11 protein-coding genes and 1 pseudogene are annotated in these 15566 nt (G+C 71.6%); 9 read left to right on the top strand and 3 right to left on the bottom strand.

Going from position 1 to position 15566, the window contains the following annotated elements; genetic code table 11:
• Positions 1–114 precede the first annotated feature (114 nt).
• Both ACWDR3_RS43630 and ACWDR3_RS43625 read right to left on the bottom strand, forming a co-directional pair.
• A complete protein-coding gene (locus ACWDR3_RS43630) occupies positions 115–1728 on the bottom strand; it encodes an NADH-quinone oxidoreductase subunit NuoF family protein (protein ID WP_123999915.1) in 1614 nt (537 codons plus the stop codon).
• On the bottom strand, positions 1725–3032 hold the full coding sequence (locus ACWDR3_RS43625) for a cytochrome b/b6 domain-containing protein (protein WP_450358255.1): 1308 nt from the start codon (positions 3030–3032) through the stop codon (positions 1725–1727). Before ACWDR3_RS43625 ends, ACWDR3_RS43630 begins: the two co-directional genes overlap by 4 nt.
• Positions 3033–3443: 411 nt before the next feature.
• Between ACWDR3_RS43625 and leuS the strand changes: the two genes are divergently transcribed.
• The 4 genes from leuS (at position 3444) to ACWDR3_RS43605 (ending at position 9545) form a co-directional block, all read left to right on the top strand.
• Positions 3444–6332, top strand: coding sequence for a leucine--tRNA ligase (gene leuS, locus ACWDR3_RS43620; protein WP_450358254.1), 2889 nt, complete (start codon positions 3444–3446; stop codon positions 6330–6332).
• Positions 6333–6567: 235 nt separating this feature from the next.
• Complete coding sequence (locus ACWDR3_RS43615; RefSeq protein WP_450358253.1) at positions 6568–7302, top strand: hypothetical protein; 735 nt, start codon at positions 6568–6570, stop codon at positions 7300–7302.
• 162 nt (positions 7303–7464) lie between these two features.
• Positions 7465–8310, top strand: coding sequence for a DegV family protein (locus tag ACWDR3_RS43610; protein WP_450358252.1), 846 nt, complete (start codon positions 7465–7467; stop codon positions 8308–8310).
• Between the two features lie 158 nt (positions 8311–8468).
• Positions 8469–9545: a helix-hairpin-helix domain-containing protein gene (locus tag ACWDR3_RS43605; protein ID WP_450358251.1), complete on the top strand. Its 1077-nt coding sequence runs from the start codon at positions 8469–8471 to the stop codon at positions 9543–9545.
• Between the two features lie 43 nt (positions 9546–9588).
• Here ACWDR3_RS43605 and ACWDR3_RS43600 read toward each other — a convergent pair whose 3' ends face one another.
• Positions 9589–9726: a hypothetical protein gene (locus tag ACWDR3_RS43600; protein WP_450358250.1), complete on the bottom strand. Its 138-nt coding sequence runs from the start codon at positions 9724–9726 to the stop codon at positions 9589–9591.
• An 88-nt stretch (positions 9727–9814) separates the two neighbouring features.
• Here ACWDR3_RS43600 and ACWDR3_RS43595 point away from each other — a divergent pair, with 88 nt between their 5' ends.
• The 5 genes and pseudogenes from ACWDR3_RS43595 to holA all read left to right on the top strand — a co-directional run bounded on the left by ACWDR3_RS43595 (position 9815) and on the right by holA (position 15467).
• The gene (locus ACWDR3_RS43595) at positions 9815–12118 is read left to right on the top strand and encodes a ComEC/Rec2 family competence protein (protein WP_450358249.1); all 2304 of its coding nucleotides are present in this window, start codon (positions 9815–9817) and stop codon (positions 12116–12118) included.
• Positions 12119–12293: 175 nt separating this feature from the next.
• Positions 12294–13105 (top strand): annotated as a pseudogene (locus ACWDR3_RS43590) (arylamine N-acetyltransferase family protein).
• Between the two features lie 96 nt (positions 13106–13201).
• Positions 13202–14083: a YceI family protein gene (locus ACWDR3_RS43585; protein WP_450358256.1), complete on the top strand. Its 882-nt coding sequence runs from the start codon at positions 13202–13204 to the stop codon at positions 14081–14083.
• A gap of 82 nt (positions 14084–14165) precedes the next feature.
• Complete coding sequence (locus ACWDR3_RS43580; RefSeq protein WP_123999908.1) at positions 14166–14411, top strand: hypothetical protein; 246 nt, start codon at positions 14166–14168, stop codon at positions 14409–14411.
• A gap of 69 nt (positions 14412–14480) precedes the next feature.
• The gene (gene holA, locus ACWDR3_RS43575) at positions 14481–15467 is read left to right on the top strand and encodes a DNA polymerase III subunit delta (protein ID WP_450358247.1); all 987 of its coding nucleotides are present in this window, start codon (positions 14481–14483) and stop codon (positions 15465–15467) included.
• Positions 15468–15566 lie beyond the last annotated feature (99 nt).

Below are 15566 nucleotides of genomic sequence, written 5' to 3'. Positions count from 1 at the left end.
GCGCCTGCATGGCATGCAGGAGGTCAGGAGTTCAATTCTCCTTAGCTCCACAGGACTTGCATGAAGAAGGCGGGCCATCCGATCGGATGGCCCGCCTTCTTGCGTTCCTGCGTGTCAGCGGCCGAGCGCCCGCCGGCCACGGCCCTGGGAGAGGACCGGGAGGTTGCGGGCGGGTGCCTGCGGACGCGTGTCCTCCTCGATGCGCAGGGCGAGCGCCGGGCAACGGCGCACCGCGCGCAGCGCCTTGGCCTCCGCGTACTGCGGGACCTTGGCCTGGGCGACGGTGGGGAAGCCGTCGGCGCCGAGCTGGAACACCTCGGGGAGGATGTCCGCGCACAGGCCGTGGCCCCGGCACAGCGTCCAGTCGACGAAGATCTTCTGCCGGCTGCCGCCGCTGTCCTCTCCGGCGCCCTCGCCGCTGGTGATGCCCGCAGGGGCCCTGCCGCCCTCGAAGAGCGGCAGAACGCCCTCCACGGGCCGTCCGCAGCCGTTGCCGAGGACGTGCGCCGCGAGGTCGTCGGTGAACGCCTTGATGGTCGACTCCAGGAACATCGCGGAGCCGTCGGGGTGGGAGCAGGCGCCGCGCCTCTTCACGTTCTTGGCGACCTGCTTGAGCGCTTCCAGGGCGGCCGGGCCGCCGCCGTTGATGATGTCCTCCATGCCGCGCGCGGCGGCGGGCAGGCCGAGGTAGCAGGGACCGCACTGTCCCGCGCTCTCCTCCGCCAGCCACTGGGCCACGCGCAGCGACTCGCCCAGCGGACAGGTCTCCTGAGTGATCGGCAGGATCGCGCCGGCACCGAGCGCACCGCCCACCGCGTCGAGTGAATTGCGGGAGACGATCGCCTCGTTGACCGTCGCCGCGTCGATCCACTTGCCGTGGTACCCGCCGGTCAGCACACCCTGCGGGACCGGCGGGGCGCCGGCCAGCTGCAGGACGTAGCGCAGCGGTACGCCCGTGGGGACCTCGATCACCATGGGGCGCGCGACCGCGCCGGAGACCGTCAGCATGACGGTGCCCGGCTCGTCGTACAGACCGGTGTTGCCGTAGCGCTCGGGGCCGATGCGGGCGGCGATGGCGAGTTGGGCGAAGGTCTCGGCGTTGGAGAGCAGGGTGGGGGCGCCGCCGACGCCGTTCTGCGAGGCGCTCACCTTGCGGCCGGGCGGGATCGCCGGGCCGCCGTCGATCGAGCGGATCAGCGACGCCGCTGCTCCGGTGACCATGCGGACCGGGTTGCGCTGGACGAACGCCTTGAGCGCGGAGCGACGGCTGTTGCTCAGGCCGCGTTCGGCGAGCGCGGCCTCCATCGAGCGCTGCGTCGACTCCCGGGTGACCCCCACCACGAGCGTGCGGGCACCCAGGGCCTCGGCGACCAACAGGGCGCCGTCCAGGATGAGATGCGGGGCACGGTTGATGAGCACCGTGTCCTTGCGGCAGGCCGGTTCGTCCTCACTGCCGTTGACGACGACGACCGGCCGTACGCCGCGCTTGATCGCCGCTTCGGCGACCGAGCGCAGCTTCTTGTGGAAGGGGAAGCCCGCGCCGCCGCGGCCCTTCAGGTTGATGGCTTCGGACAGCTTCGCGAGCTGTTCGCCGCCCAGGGGTTCGAGCGGCCCGTGCACCTTGAGGTGCATGGGCAGGTCGAGTCGTTCGACAAGGTCGAAGCCTGACGTGAGCTGGGGAAGCCCGACCACGCGGACTTCGGGTACGTCGGGCAGGGCCTCGTTCACCTATAGCCTCCGGAAGGCGTGTTCCAAGGTTCGCCCGAACCCGGATTGTCGAAGGACGATCCGGGTGATGGTTCATTGGCGGGACCGCTGTTGTACGTGTCGTCCGGGTTATACGTGCCATAGGCACCGGTTGACTCACCGGTGTTGTACGCATCACTTCCGCCGTACCCCGCGGTGCCCGAATTGCCATAGGTCGGGATGTTGTATCCCGTGTCCTGGAGCGGGTCGTACGCCGACGGGGGCGCCTCCCCGAGCGGCGGCGGGGACGGGACGGGCCAACTGCCCGAGGCGTTGGCGCCGTTGTCGACGCGCTGGAACGACCCCGTGTCCTGCACGTCCATGGGCAGGTTCATGCGGGCGGTCTGGTCGAAGGGCTGCTGGCCGGTCTGCGGGGGCGTGGTGGACCGGTAGGCGGCCGCGAAACCGCCGGTGGTCTCCGGGCTCATCGTCCGCGTCGGGGCGTCGTAGTACGAGGGGGAGGGGCGGTTCATCGGGTCGGCGGGCGACGACTGCGGCGCCCTCGTGTTCTCGTAGCCCGGCAGTGCGCCGGAGCGGGAGCCGCCGGTCTCCGCCATCCGGGCCCGGCTCGCCTCCAGGTCGTCACGGCCCATCCGCTCCTCGGTGCCGAGGATCGCCATGATCCGGTCGGTGACCTTGCGCTTGACCGGACGCGGCGCCGCGCGCAGCGCCAGGGCCGCGATGACGGCGATCAGACAGAGGCTGTACATGATCGTGAACTGGGACTTCGCCGCACGACCCGCGTAGAGGCCGTGGACCAGCGAGAGGCCCCAGGCCGGGTACGCCAGCATGTGCATGGCGCGCCAGCGGGCCGCGACGGGGGCCGGGGCCGCGAAGTTGCTGCGCAGGGCGCCGGTGATGGCCACGAAGATCATCAGCAGGCCGGCCAGTGAGCCCATGCCGATCAGTCCGGCGCTTCCGGAGACGCCGAGCGAGAACGGGACGAGGGCGGCGACCAACTGGGTGTGGTCCAGCGCGATCTTGGTGGTGATGTGCAGCAGCAGGAACGCGATCGAGGCGACCGCGGTCGTCCGGTGCACCGCCTGCCCGATGATGCGCTGGCGCGTGTTCAGCAGGATCCGGTCCTGGGCCACCAGGCCCCAGATCACCGAACAGCTGAGCGAGACGAGGCACAGCACGCCCGCGCCGAAGTTCAGGAAGTCGCGGAAGCGGTTCCCTCCCACCAGCACGATCACGGGTATGAGGAGCAGGACGACAGCCGACGCCACCCCATAGGCCGACCGGCCTGGCTTGGGGAGCGAGCTGTTACTACGACGAGGGTTCATGGGGGCAACTCCGAGCAGTTCGGGAAAGCGGTCCCGCTGCCGCACTCTAAGTGGAGCCATACCGATCGGTACGAGGTTTGAGTTATTGCGTTGTTATAAAAGGCCACGCGCCTGTTGTGATGTCCCTTAGCATCTGTTACGCGAAGTAACCGTTGGCCATAGTTCAGTTTCAACCGTGCGGCGGTCGTGTCTACCAGCCATACGGAAGCGCGTCGCGGCTTGCTCAAGCGCTGCGGTACTCTGACCGCATGCGTGCCGTACGCCTTCTGCTTATCGAGCCGCGCTGATCAATCCCGACCGCCACAGCCGGCAGGTCGGCATCGGCGCGGCATCCCCTCCTGTGCGAGGGGATTTTTCGTTTCTCGGACGATACAGCCGCTGGCAGAGACGATCGATGGAGCTTTGAGGATCATGAGCGAGACGAACCCCGCTGCCGCCGCCGAGGCGGCAGCGCCGCACCGCTACACGGCCGCCATGGCCGCTGACATCGAAGCACGCTGGCAGGACTTCTGGGACGCCGAGGGCACCTACGCGGCGCCGAACCCCAAGGGTGACCTGGCCGGCGACCCGGCGATCGTCGCGCGGCCCAAGAAGTTCATCATGGACATGTTCCCGTACCCCTCCGGTGCGGGCCTGCACGTCGGCCACCCGCTGGGCTACATCGCGACCGACGTCTTCGCCCGCTTCCAACGCATGACCGGGCACAACGTCCTGCACACCCTGGGCTTCGACGCCTTCGGCCTGCCCGCCGAGCAGTACGCGGTGCAGACCGGCACGCACCCGCGCGTGTCCACCGAGTCCAACATCCGGAACATGAAGTCCCAGCTGCGCCGGCTGGGCCTGGGCCACGACCGGCGCCGGTCGTTCGCCACGATCGACCCCGAGTACTACAAGTGGACCCAGTGGATCTTCCTGCAGATCTTCAACTCCTGGTACGACACCGAGGCGGACCGGGCCCGGCCGATCGCCGAGCTGATCGCCCAGTTCGAGACCGGTGAGCGCGCCCTGCCCGGCGCCGACGGCAGCACGCGCGCGTGGCAGGAACTGAGCGCCGTCGAGCGCGCCGACATCCTGGGCGAGTACCGCCTGGCGTACGCCTCGGACGCGCCGGTCAACTGGTGTCCGGGACTGGGCACCGTGCTGGCCAACGAGGAGGTCACCGCCGACGGCCGCTCCGAGCGCGGCAACTTCCCGGTCTTCAAGGCCAAGCTGCGCCAGTGGAACATGCGGATCACCGCGTACGCCGACCGGCTGCTGGACGACCTGACCGAGCTGGACTGGCCCGAGGCCATCAAGCTGCAGCAGCGCAACTGGATCGGCCGCTCCGAGGGCGCCCGCGTCGACTTCCCCGTCGACGGGGAGGACATCACCGTCTTCACCACGCGCCCCGACACCCTGTTCGGCGCGACCTACATGGTGCTGGCGCCCGAGCACCCGCTGGTCGACAAGTTCACCCCGGACGTCTGGCCCGAGTCCACGCACGACGTGTGGACCGGCGGCCACGCCACCCCGGTGGAGGCCGTCGCCGCGTACCGCGCGCAGGCCGGCACCAAGTCCGACGTCGAGCGGCAGGCCGAGGCCAAGGACAAGACCGGTGTCTTCACCGGCGCGTTCGCCACCAACCCGGTCAACGGCGAGCGGATCCCCGTCTTCATCGCCGACTACGTGCTGATGGGCTACGGCACCGGCGCGATCATGGCCGTCCCCGCGGGCGACCAGCGCGACTTCGACTTCGCGCGCGCCTTCGAGCTGCCGATCACCTGCATCGTGGAGCCGACCGACGGCCGCGGCACGGACACGTCGACGTGGGAGAACGCCTTCGGCTCGTACGAGGCGAAGATCATCAACTCCTCGAACGACGACATCTCCCTGGACGGCCTGCCCGTCGCCGAGGCCAAGGCCCGCATCACCGAGTGGCTGGCCCGCAAGGGCATCGGCGAGGGCACCGTCAACTTCCGCCTGCGCGACTGGCTGTTCAGCCGCCAGCGCTACTGGGGCGAGCCCTTCCCGATCGTCTACGACGAGGACGGCACCGCCCGCGCCCTGCCCGAGTCGATGCTGCCGCTGGAGCTGCCCGAGGTCGAGGACTACTCGCCGCGCACCTTCGACCCGGACGACGCCGACACCCAGCCCGAGACACCGCTGTCGCGCAACGCGGACTGGGTCAACGTCACCCTGGACCTGGGCGACGGCCGGGGCCCGCAGAAGTACCGCCGCGAGACCAACACCATGCCCAACTGGGCCGGTTCGTGCTGGTACGAACTGCGCTACCTGGACCCGCACAACAGCGAGCAGCTGGTCGACCCCGAGATCGAGCGCTACTGGATGGGCCCGCGCGAGGGCCAGCCGCACGGCGGCGTCGACCTGTACGTCGGCGGCGCCGAACACGCCGTACTGCACCTGCTGTACGCCCGCTTCTGGTCCAAGGTGCTGTTCGACCTGGGGCACGTCTCCTCGGCCGAGCCGTTCCACAAGCTGTACAACCAGGGCATGATCCAGGCCTTCGTCTACCGCGACAGCCGCGGCATCGCCGTACCGGCCGCCGAGGTCGAGGAGCGCGACGGCGCCTACTACTACGCGGGCGAGCAGGTCTCCCGGCTGCTGGGCAAGATGGGCAAGTCCCTGAAGAACGCGGTCACTCCGGACGAGATCTGCGCCGAGTACGGCGCCGACACCCTGCGCCTGTACGAGATGGCGATGGGCCCCCTGGACGTCTCGCGGCCGTGGGACACGCGCGCGGTGGTGGGCCAGTTCCGGCTGCTGCAGCGGCTGTGGCGCAACATCGTCGACGAGGCGACCGGCGAGATCACCGTCACCGGCGCCGAGCCCGACGAGGAGACGCTGCGCGCCCTGCACAAGGCGATCGACGGCGTACGCCAGGACCTGGAGGGCATGCGCTTCAACACCGCCATCGCCAAGGTCACCGAGCTGAACAACCACCTGACCAAGACGCGCGGTTCGCTGCCGCGGACGATCGCCGAGCCGCTGGTGCTGCTGATCGCGCCGCTGGCCCCGCACATCGGCGAGGAGCTGTGGCGCCTGCTGGGCCACACCGACTCGGTCGTCCACCAGGACTTCCCGGTCGCCGACCCGGCGTACGTCGTCGACGAGACCGTGACCTGCGTCGTGCAGATCCGCGGCAAGGTCAAGGCCCGCCTGGAGGTCTCGCCGGCCATCTCCGACGAGGAGCTGGAGAAGGTCGCGCTGGCCGACGAGAAGGTCGTGGCGGCGCTGGAGGGCGCGGGCATCCGCAAGGTGATCGTGCGGGCGCCGAAGCTGGTGAACATCGTCCCGGCGTAGCGCTTTGCGATGGCGCTCGGCGGTGGCGCCGCGCAGCGCTCCGCGGTGGAACTCGGCGAAGGCGCTCGGCGCTGGAGGCGGCAGGCAGCGGTAGGCATGGGCACCGGAGTCGTGGGTACGGCTCCGGGTAGTCCCCTACGGGCAGGTTCGGGGTTTTTCTGGAACTCCGGGCCTGCCCTTTGCGTTTACCGTGGAAGAGCGGCGCGACGACCGTCGCGACGCCGGAGGAGGAGTGGTGGAAGCCGTGATCGCAGTGCTCGCCCTGCTCTTCGTCCTCTTCCTGGTACTCGGCGCCTACGCGACGGTGAAGGTGATCGGCGCCGCCAAGCGCGGGGTGGACCGCACCATCGGCGAGGCCCGGCGCACGGTCGAGGACCACACCCTGCGCGCCAAGACGTTCGTCCAGCAGGGCCCGGCGGGCGAGGTCGCCCAACTGCGCCTGAAGTTGCGTACGTCCATGCGCGCCACCCAGGACGCCCTGCGCGCGGGTGTCGGCGCGGACGAGTCCCTGAAGGAGTCCCTCGCCCTCTTCCAGCGGCTCAGCGCGCACGGCCACGAGTTGGACGGCGAGCTCAAGCGCCTGGAGTCCGACCCCGACCGGGCCACCCTCGCCCAGCGGCTGCCCGACCTGCGGACCCGCACCGCACGCATCACGGAGTCGGCCGACTCCCTGCGCTGGGCGGTCCGCGACCGCGCCCACCGGTTCGCCGAGGACGACCTGGACTCGCTGAGCTCACAGATAGACATGGAGGCCGGCGCCCTGCGGCACTGGACGAAGGCGGAGCCGCACAGCACCCCGACGCCGTGGCCCGAGGCCCCGGCCGCCGACGCGGCGGCCTCGCAGCAGACCTGGCCGGAGACACCCGGCTCGCGCTCCGCCGAGGAACCGACCCGGACCGCGATCACCCCGCCCGGCCGACGCCCCACCTACCCGTGGCAGAAGAAGCCCCGCCCGGAGAGCACGACTTGATCCGGGAGCAGGGGTTGTTCCCGCCGCGTGAGTCGTTCCAGGAGTATGAGTGGTTCCGGATGCTCGGCTCGTTCCGGGTGCACGACTTGATCCGGTCAAAGGCTGCCCAGGTGAGCGGGCCCGGGCTGCCGCCCAGGCGCTACGGCAGGTAACCTCCAGCTCATGTCCCGCCATGTCGCGATCGTCACCGATTCAACGGCCTACCTGCCGCCGCGGACGATGGAGCGCCATGACATCACAGCGGTGCCGCTGACCGTGGTCCTCGGCAATCAGGCGCTGGACGAGGGCACCGAGATCTCGACCCGTTCGCTGGCCCAGGCGCTCCAGAAGCGGCGCCCCGTCACCACCTCGCGCCCCAGCCCCCAGCTCTTTGCCGAGACCTACCGCAAGGTAGCGGAAGCGGGCGCCACCGGCATCGTCTCCCTCCATCTCTCCGCCGAACTGTCCGGCACCTACGACGCGGCCGTCCTCGCGGCGCGCGAGGCACCGGTGCCGGTGCGCGTGGTGGACACCGGGATGGTCGCGATGGCCCTCGGCTTCTGCGCACTCGCCGCCGCGGAGACCGCGGAGGCGGGCGGCACGGTGGACGAGGCGGTCACGGCGGCCGAGAAGCGCGCCGCCGGCACGTCCGCCTACTTCTACGTCGACACCCTCGACTATCTGCGCCGCGGCGGCCGGATCGGCGCCGCGCAGGCCCTGCTGGGCTCGGCACTGGCCGTGAAGCCGCTGCTGAAGCTGGAGAACGGCCGGATCGAACCCCTGGAGAAGGTCCGCACGGCGTCCAGGGCGATCGCCCGCCTGGAGGAGATCGTGGCCGACCGGGCCGGAAACGCGCAGGTCGACATCGCGGTCCACCACCTCGCCGCACCGGACCGGGCGGCGGCCTTGGCGGACCGGTTGCGGGCGCGGGTGCCGGGGCTGGCGGATCTGCATGTGAGTGAGGTGGGGGCGGTGATCGGGGCGCATACCGGGCCTGGGTTGTTGGGGGCTGTGGTTTCGCCTCGGTGAGGTGAGGTGAGGTGAGGCGGTGGCAGGGCACTGGTGACGGGGCGTCGGTGGTGCTGAGGCTCACCCGTGTGGGTGGCGGAGTTATCCACAACTTGGCGGTTGTCCCCGGGAATTGAGCAAGATCATCGCGGTGACGGCGGGTACCCGATCCTCGTCGCATGGCACTTCGATCACGATCACGCACAGCGACGGCGACCAGTGGCCCGGGGCGCGGTCCGGCCTCCGACGGCAGGAGCCGCCACCGTCGCCAACCGTCCCGGGGTAGGGGCGGGCGCAGGGGTGGGGCCCGCCAGCGGCATGCGTCGGCTCAGGAACTCCGGCGTCGGGCCGAGGTGTTGTTTCCTGGGCGCGCGGGTGTGGAGGAGTGGCGGGAGCCGGAGGTCGGGCCGCCTGAGGTGGATGAGCGGGCCGAGGGCGAGTCGCTCGCCGACGCCGGCCGTTCGGCAGAAGCCTGGCGTGGGCGGCTCGGGGCGTCGGTGCGGGAGCGGATGCCGCTGTGGGTGCAGGCGCGATGCGGGTTGGAGCGGCGGAGTGTCGTCGCGCTCGGGGCGCTGCTCGTGGTGGCCGCCGTGTTCGCGGTGCAGCACTTCTGGACGGGCCGGACGGAGTCCGTGCGGGCGCCCGAGGTGGTGCGGGCGGGGGCGCCGTTCGGGGTGGGGAAAGGGGACGGGGAGTCGGCGCCGACGGGGGCGGCGGGCTCGGCTGGTGCGTCCGGTGCGTCCGGTGCATCCGGTGTGGTGGGCGCGCCGGGGGCGGTCGGTGCGGCGGGTGCGGCGGGGGCCGAGATCGTGGTGGACGTCAGCGGCAAGGTTCGGGAGCCCGGGATCCATCGGCTGCCAGCCGGCTCGCGGGTCGCCGATGCGCTGCGGGCGGCGGGTGGGGTGCGGCCCGGTACGAGTACGGACGGGCTCAATCGGGCGCGGTTCCTGGTGGACGGGGAGCAGGTCGTCGTCGGGGGTCCGGCCGGCGCGGCTGCTCCGGGGGCGGTGCCGGGAGCGGCGGCAGGGTCGGTCGGCTCGGCTGCGGGGGCGGCGGCTCCCGCGGCGCCGGTCGCTCTGAACACGGCCACCGTGGACCAGCTCGACACACTGCCGGGCGTCGGGCCGGTACTGGCCCAGCACATCATCGACTACCGCACCCAGCACGGCGGCTTCCGGTCGGTGGATGAGCTGCGTGAGGTGAATGGCATCGGCGACCGCCGCTTCGCCGATCTCCGGAATCTCGTACGGCCATGAGGGCGGCCGGTTCCGACGAGAGGTCGGACGAGCGGGCGGCCGTTCACGCTGCCTCCGGGAAGCGGCTCGGCGATGCCCATCCCCGGCAGGAGGGGCCGACGGATCTGCGGCTCGTGCCGCCCGCGTTGGCGACCTGGGCGACGGCCGCGTTGATGTTGGACGCGTCGCAGGGGTGGGTCACGGGGGTCACGGTCGGGTGTCTTGTCGGGGCGGGAGTACTGCTTCTCCTGCGGCGGCGCAGAGCGGTCGAGGGCGGGACTGTCACGGGTGTGGCATGGGCGCGTGTCTCGGTCGCCGCCGTCCTCCTCTGCGTTGCCGCGGCCGCTCTCTCCGCCGGGTTGCACGGGGCCGATGTGCGACGGGGGCCGGTGCCCGGGCTGGCTGAGCGGTACGCCACCGTCGGTGCAGAGGTCGAGGTCACCGGCGATCCACGGCTCACCCGGCCTCGGATCAACGGGGATCACGCGGCACCGGAGTCCGTGCTGATCGAGGGGGAGGTGCGGCGGGTTCGGGAGACGGGCGGGGCGGAGGTGAGGACGCGGGCGCCGGTGTTGGTGATCGTCGATGTCGGTGCCGGCGTGGGCAGGGCATCTTCCACCGGCGGCTCCGGTGGGGCGCCCTCCGCGAGAGGCCCGGCGCAGTCGCCGTGGCTGGCCGTGCTGCCGTCCACGCGGTTGTGGGTCGTCGGGCGGTTGGCGCCGGCGTTGGTCGGTGGCGATCGGATCGCGGGGGTGGTGCGGGTGCGTGGGCAGGCGGTGCCTCAGGTGGTGGAGGGGCCGTCGGGGGCGCAGCGGTTCGCGGGGCGGTTGCGGGGTGGGTTGCGGGAGGCGACCGACGGGTTGCCGGCGGACGCCCGGGCGCTGCTGCCGGGGCTGGTCGTCGGGGACACCGCGCGCATCACGCCCGAGCTGGACGAGGCCTTCAAGGAGACGGACCTGGCGCACACGCTCGCCGTGTCCGGGAGCAACCTCACGATCATCCTCGCGCTGCTCATCGGCCCGCCGGGGCTGGCCCAGCGGGCGGAACGCCGAGGGCTCGCCCCGCGGCTCGGCATCTCGCTGCGGACGACGGCGCTGTTCGGCGGAGCCCTGACGCTCGCGTTCGTCGTCGTGTGCCGGCCCGACCCGAGCGTGCTGCGGGCCGCGGCCTGCGGGTCGGTCGCGCTGCTCGCGCTGGCGACCGGGCGCCGCAGATCACTGATCCCGGCGCTCGCGACGGCCGTACTGCTGCTGGTGCTGTACGACCCCTGGCTGGCCCGGAGTTACGGCTTCCTGCTCTCCGTGCTGGCCACCGGCGCCCTGCTCACGCTCGCGCCGCGCTGGAGCGAGGCGTTGCGGCGGCGCGGGGTGCCCGCGAGGTTGGCCGAGGGGCTGGCTGCGGCGGCCGCGGCGCAGGCGCTGTGTGCGCCGGTCGTCGCCGTGCTGTCGGCGCGGGTGAGCCTGGTGGCCGTGCCGTGCAACCTGCTCGTGGAGGTGGCGGTGGCCCCAGCGACGGTGTTGGGGTTCGCGGCGCTGGCGACGGCTCCGTGGGCGCTGCCGGTGGCCAAGGTGCTTGCCTGGTGGGCGAGTTGGCCCGCCGGGTGGATCGCGGGGGTCGCCCGCACCGGGGCCGCGCTGCCCGGCGGGGGAGTGGACTGGCCGGGGAGTTGGGGCGGGGCGGCGCTGCTCGGACTCGTCACGGTGGTCGTCCTGTTCGCGGGCCGCCGGCTGCTGCGGCATCCGTGGTGGTGCGGGGCGTGCGGGGTGCTGCTCGTCCTGGTCGTGGTGCAGCCGCCGCCGTTGACCAGGGTGGTGACGGGGTGGCCGCCGCCGGGCTGGCGGTTCGCGATGTGCGACGTCGGCCAGGGCGACGCCACGGTGCTCGCGGCGGGCGAGGGCACCGGGGTGGTCGTGGACGCGGGACCCGACCCGACGCTCGTCGACCGGTGTCTGCGCACGCTCGGCATCACCAGGATCCCGCTGGTCGTGCTGACCCACTTCCACGCCGATCACGTGGCCGGACTGCCCGGAGTGCTGCGCGGGCGTGCGGTCGGGGCGATCGAGACGACGGGGTTCGAGGAACCGGCGGACCAGGTCGAGTTCGTACGGAAGGAGGCGGCGGCTCGGCGTATCCCGGTCACCCGGGCCGTCGCCGGGGAGGAGCGGCGCACCGGGCCGTTGTCCTGGCGGGTGCTGTGGCCGCCACCGCCCGGAGCACCGGCCCCGGACGGGCCGAACGACGCCAGCGTCACCCTGCTCGTCCGGTCGGGCGGACTGCGCATCCTGCTCCTCGGCGATCTCGAACCCCCGGCGCAGCAGGCGCTGTTGAGATCGCCGGAGGGGGCGGCGGTGGTCGGCGCGGACATTTTGAAGGTCGCCCATCATGGATCGGCGTTCCAGGACCCTGAGTTGATACGCGCGGTGGCGCCGCGGCTCGCGCTGATCTCCGTCGGGGCGGACAACACGTACGGCCATCCGGCCCCCAGCACGGTCGCGGCCTTGGACACCCTCGGCGCGGTGGTGCTGCGGACCGACCGGGACGGGGCGTTGGCGGTCACGGGGACGGGCGAGGAGGTGCGGGTGGCGAGAGACTGAGGGCATGGATTCTGTGCAGATCGATGCCTACCTCCGCCGACTGGGAATCGAGCGCCGGGCGGGCGGCGGCGGTGCCGATGGTTCCGCCGGTGGGCCCGGGGGCGACCTCGCTGTCGACCCCACCGTCGGGTCCGCTGCCGGCCCCGCCGGCGGGCAGGCCGTCGAACCCGACCTCGTGCCCACCATCGACCTCCTGCGCGATCTGCATCTGCGGCATCTGCGGGTCGTGCCGTTCGAGAACCTCTCGATTCATCTCGGCGAGGAGATCGTGCTGGAGGAGGCGCCGTTGGTGGACAAGGTCGTGGGGGCGCGGCGGGGTGGGTTCTGCTACGAACTGAACGGCGCGTTCGGGGCGTTGCTCACCGCGCTCGGCTTCGAGGTCACGCTGCTGGCGGCGCGGGTGCACGGGGGCGAGGGGCGGCTCGGGATCCCGTACGACCATCTCGCGCTGCGGGTGCGGACGGTGGACGGGAGCGAGTGGCTGGCCGACGTCGGGTTCGGGGCGCACAGCCACTATCCGCTGGCGTTCGGGGAGCGGGGGGAGCAAGCGGATCCCGGGGGCGTGTTCCGGATCGCGGCGGCGGAGGCGGAGGGGACGGGGACGGAGGAGGGGGCGGAGGGGGTGGGGGTGGGGGAGGGGGGAGGCCCCCCCCGGAGATGCGTGACCTGGACGTCGTCCGGGACGGTGAGGCCCAGTACCGCATGGAGGTCCGGCCGCGTGTGCTCCGTGACTTCGTCGCCGGGGCCTGGTGGCACAGCACCTCGCCGGCCTCGCACTTCACGCGGTCGCTCGTGTGCTCGCGGGTCACGGAGGACGGTGGGCGGATCACGCTCAGTGGGCGCACCCTCAAGGTGACGGGTGGGGACGGGGCGCGTGAGGAGCGGGAGTTGGGGACGGACGAGGAGGTGTTGGCGGTCTACCGGGAGCGGTTCGGGATCGAGCTCGACCGGGTGCCAACTGTGCGGAAAACCGACCAGTATGGTTGATTCCCGCGATGTGGTCGTGAGTTGCCTCGAATGCCTCAACAGTGATCGAATGTATCTTCGGCAACAGTGATGTCGAGGCGTGCAGAGGTGGCGTTGATGTTCGGCCGTGGGCGTGGAAACCGTATGAACCGGGTGCAGCGGTCGAGTCCTCTGGCGGCGGTGCAGACTCCGCCGAGTGCCGGGGCGCTGAGCTGTCGGGTGCTCGATCCGGTCAACGAGCCGGTGCCGCATGCGGAGTTCGCGGTGAGTGACGCGCACGGGCGCAAGGTGGTGTGCGGGGAGACGGATCCCTTCGGGGCGTTCGTGACGACGGTGCCGGCGGGGGAGTACCGGGTCGCGGTGTCGGCCGAGGGGTACACGCCGTACCGGGCGAGCGCGACCGTCACGGAGAGCACGCTCGCCTCGTTCGGCGATGTGACCCTTCAGGTGGCGCAGCCGCTGGAGCTGCCGGCGGTCGGCGACTGGGACATCGAGCCGGCGCACTCCTCGATCGCCTTCACCGCGCGGCACATCGGACTCGCGCGCGTCCACGGGCGGTTCAACACCTTCGCCGGGGCGATACGGATCGCCGAGCCGGTGGGGCAGTCGGCGATGCATGTGGTGATCGACGCGTCGTCCATCGACACCAATGTGCGGATGCGCGACGACCATCTGCGGTCGGCGGACTTCCTGGACGTGGCCCGGTTCCCGACGCTGGAGTTCTACAGCGAGCGGTGTGCGCACAAGGGCGGCAACCGGTGGGCCGTCACCGGGGCGCTGACGCTGCACGGGGTGACGCGCACGGTCACCCTCGACACGGAGTATCTCGGCCTGGGCAACGGTATGGAGGGCGAGGTGCGCGGGGCCTTCCGGGCCACGACCGAGCTGCATCGCGACGACTTCACGGTGAGTTGGCAGACGATGCTGGCGCGGGGCATCGCGGTGGTGGGGCCGAGCATCCGGATCGAGCTGGACGTACAGATCGTGCGTAAGGGCTGACGAGCGAGGGTCCAAACGCAGCGGCTCAAGCGCAAGGACTGACGCGGCAGGGCGCACATGTGGTGGCGGGCAGAATGGGCCCGTGAGCGATGTGAGACATGTGCTGGTGCTGCCCGATCGTGATGCCGCCGAGGAGGCGGTGCGGGCGCTGGGGGAGCGGTTCGCGGTCACCGAGGAGCCGCGGTTGGTGCGGGACGCGCTGGCCGGTGAGGACGATGCCGAGGACGCGCAGTGGCTGGTGGTGCTGCGGGACGAGGCAGGGCGGCTGGATCCGGCGGAGCTGGACGCGTTCGCCGGGGAGTGGGACGGCTGGCGCGAGGAGCCGTGAGCCTGCGGGTTGTCGCTGCGGGCATAGTGCCGGCCGGCGTTGTCAGTGCTGCGTGCCATGCTTGTCGCAATGGCCAGGAAGACTGCTGAAGACGACCCTCTCGCCCCGGTGACGCTTGCCGTGGGCCAGGAGGACCTCCTGCTCGACCGTGCCGTGCAGGAGGTGGTGGCCGCCGCCAAGGCCGCCGACGCCGACACGGACGTACGTGACCTCACCTCGGACCAGGTGCAGCCCGGCACGCTCGCCGAGTTGACGAGTCCGTCGCTCTTCGCGGAGCGCAAAGTCGTGGTCGTACGCAACGCGCAGGATCTGTCCGCCGACACGATCAAGGATGTGAAGGGGTATCTCGGGGCGCCCGCCGAGGAGATCACCCTGGTGTTGCTGCATGCGGGCGGGGTCAAGGGCAAGGGGCTGCTCGATGCCGCGCGCAAGGCGGGGGCGCGGGAGGTGGCCTGTCCGAAGATGACCAAGCCGGCGGATCGGCTGGCCTTCGTGCGGAGCGAGTTCCGGGCGACGGGGAGGTCGGCGACGCCGGAGGCCTGCCAGGCGTTGGTCGATTCCATCGGGAGTGATCTGCGGGAGTTGGCGGCCGCGGTATCTCAGTTGGTCGCGGACATCGAGGGGACGATCGATGAAGCGGTCGTCGGGCGGTACTACACGGGGCGTGCCGAGGCGTCGAGTTTCACCGTCGCCGATCGGGCGGTGGAGGGGCGGGCGGCCGAGGCGCTGGAGGCGTTGCGGTGGTCGTTGTCGACCGGGGTCGCGCCGGTGTTGATCACGAGCGCGTTGGCCCAAGGGGTGCGGGCGATCGGGAAGCTGTCGTCCGCTCGGGGTGGGCGGCCGGCTGATCTGGCGCGGGAGTTGGGGATGCCGCCGTGGAAGATCGATCGGGTTCGGCAGCAGATGCGGGGGTGGACGCCGGATGGGGTGTCTGTCGCGTTGCGGGCGGTGGCCGATGCGGATGCGGGGGTAAAGGGGGGTGGGGATGATCCCGAGTACGCGTTGGAGAAGGCGGTCGTGATCATCGCTCGGGCGGCTCGGTCGCGCGGCCGGTAGTTTTTCGCCCCCGCCGCCCCTACCCGTCCCATCCCAGGGGCGCTGCCCCTTCGACCCCGCCGGGGCTCCGCCCCGGACCCCGATCGGCCCTGAAGGGGC

The organism is Streptomyces sp. NPDC001002, from assembly GCF_053599215.1.
This window is presented reverse-complemented; position numbering and strand designations above follow the sequence as displayed.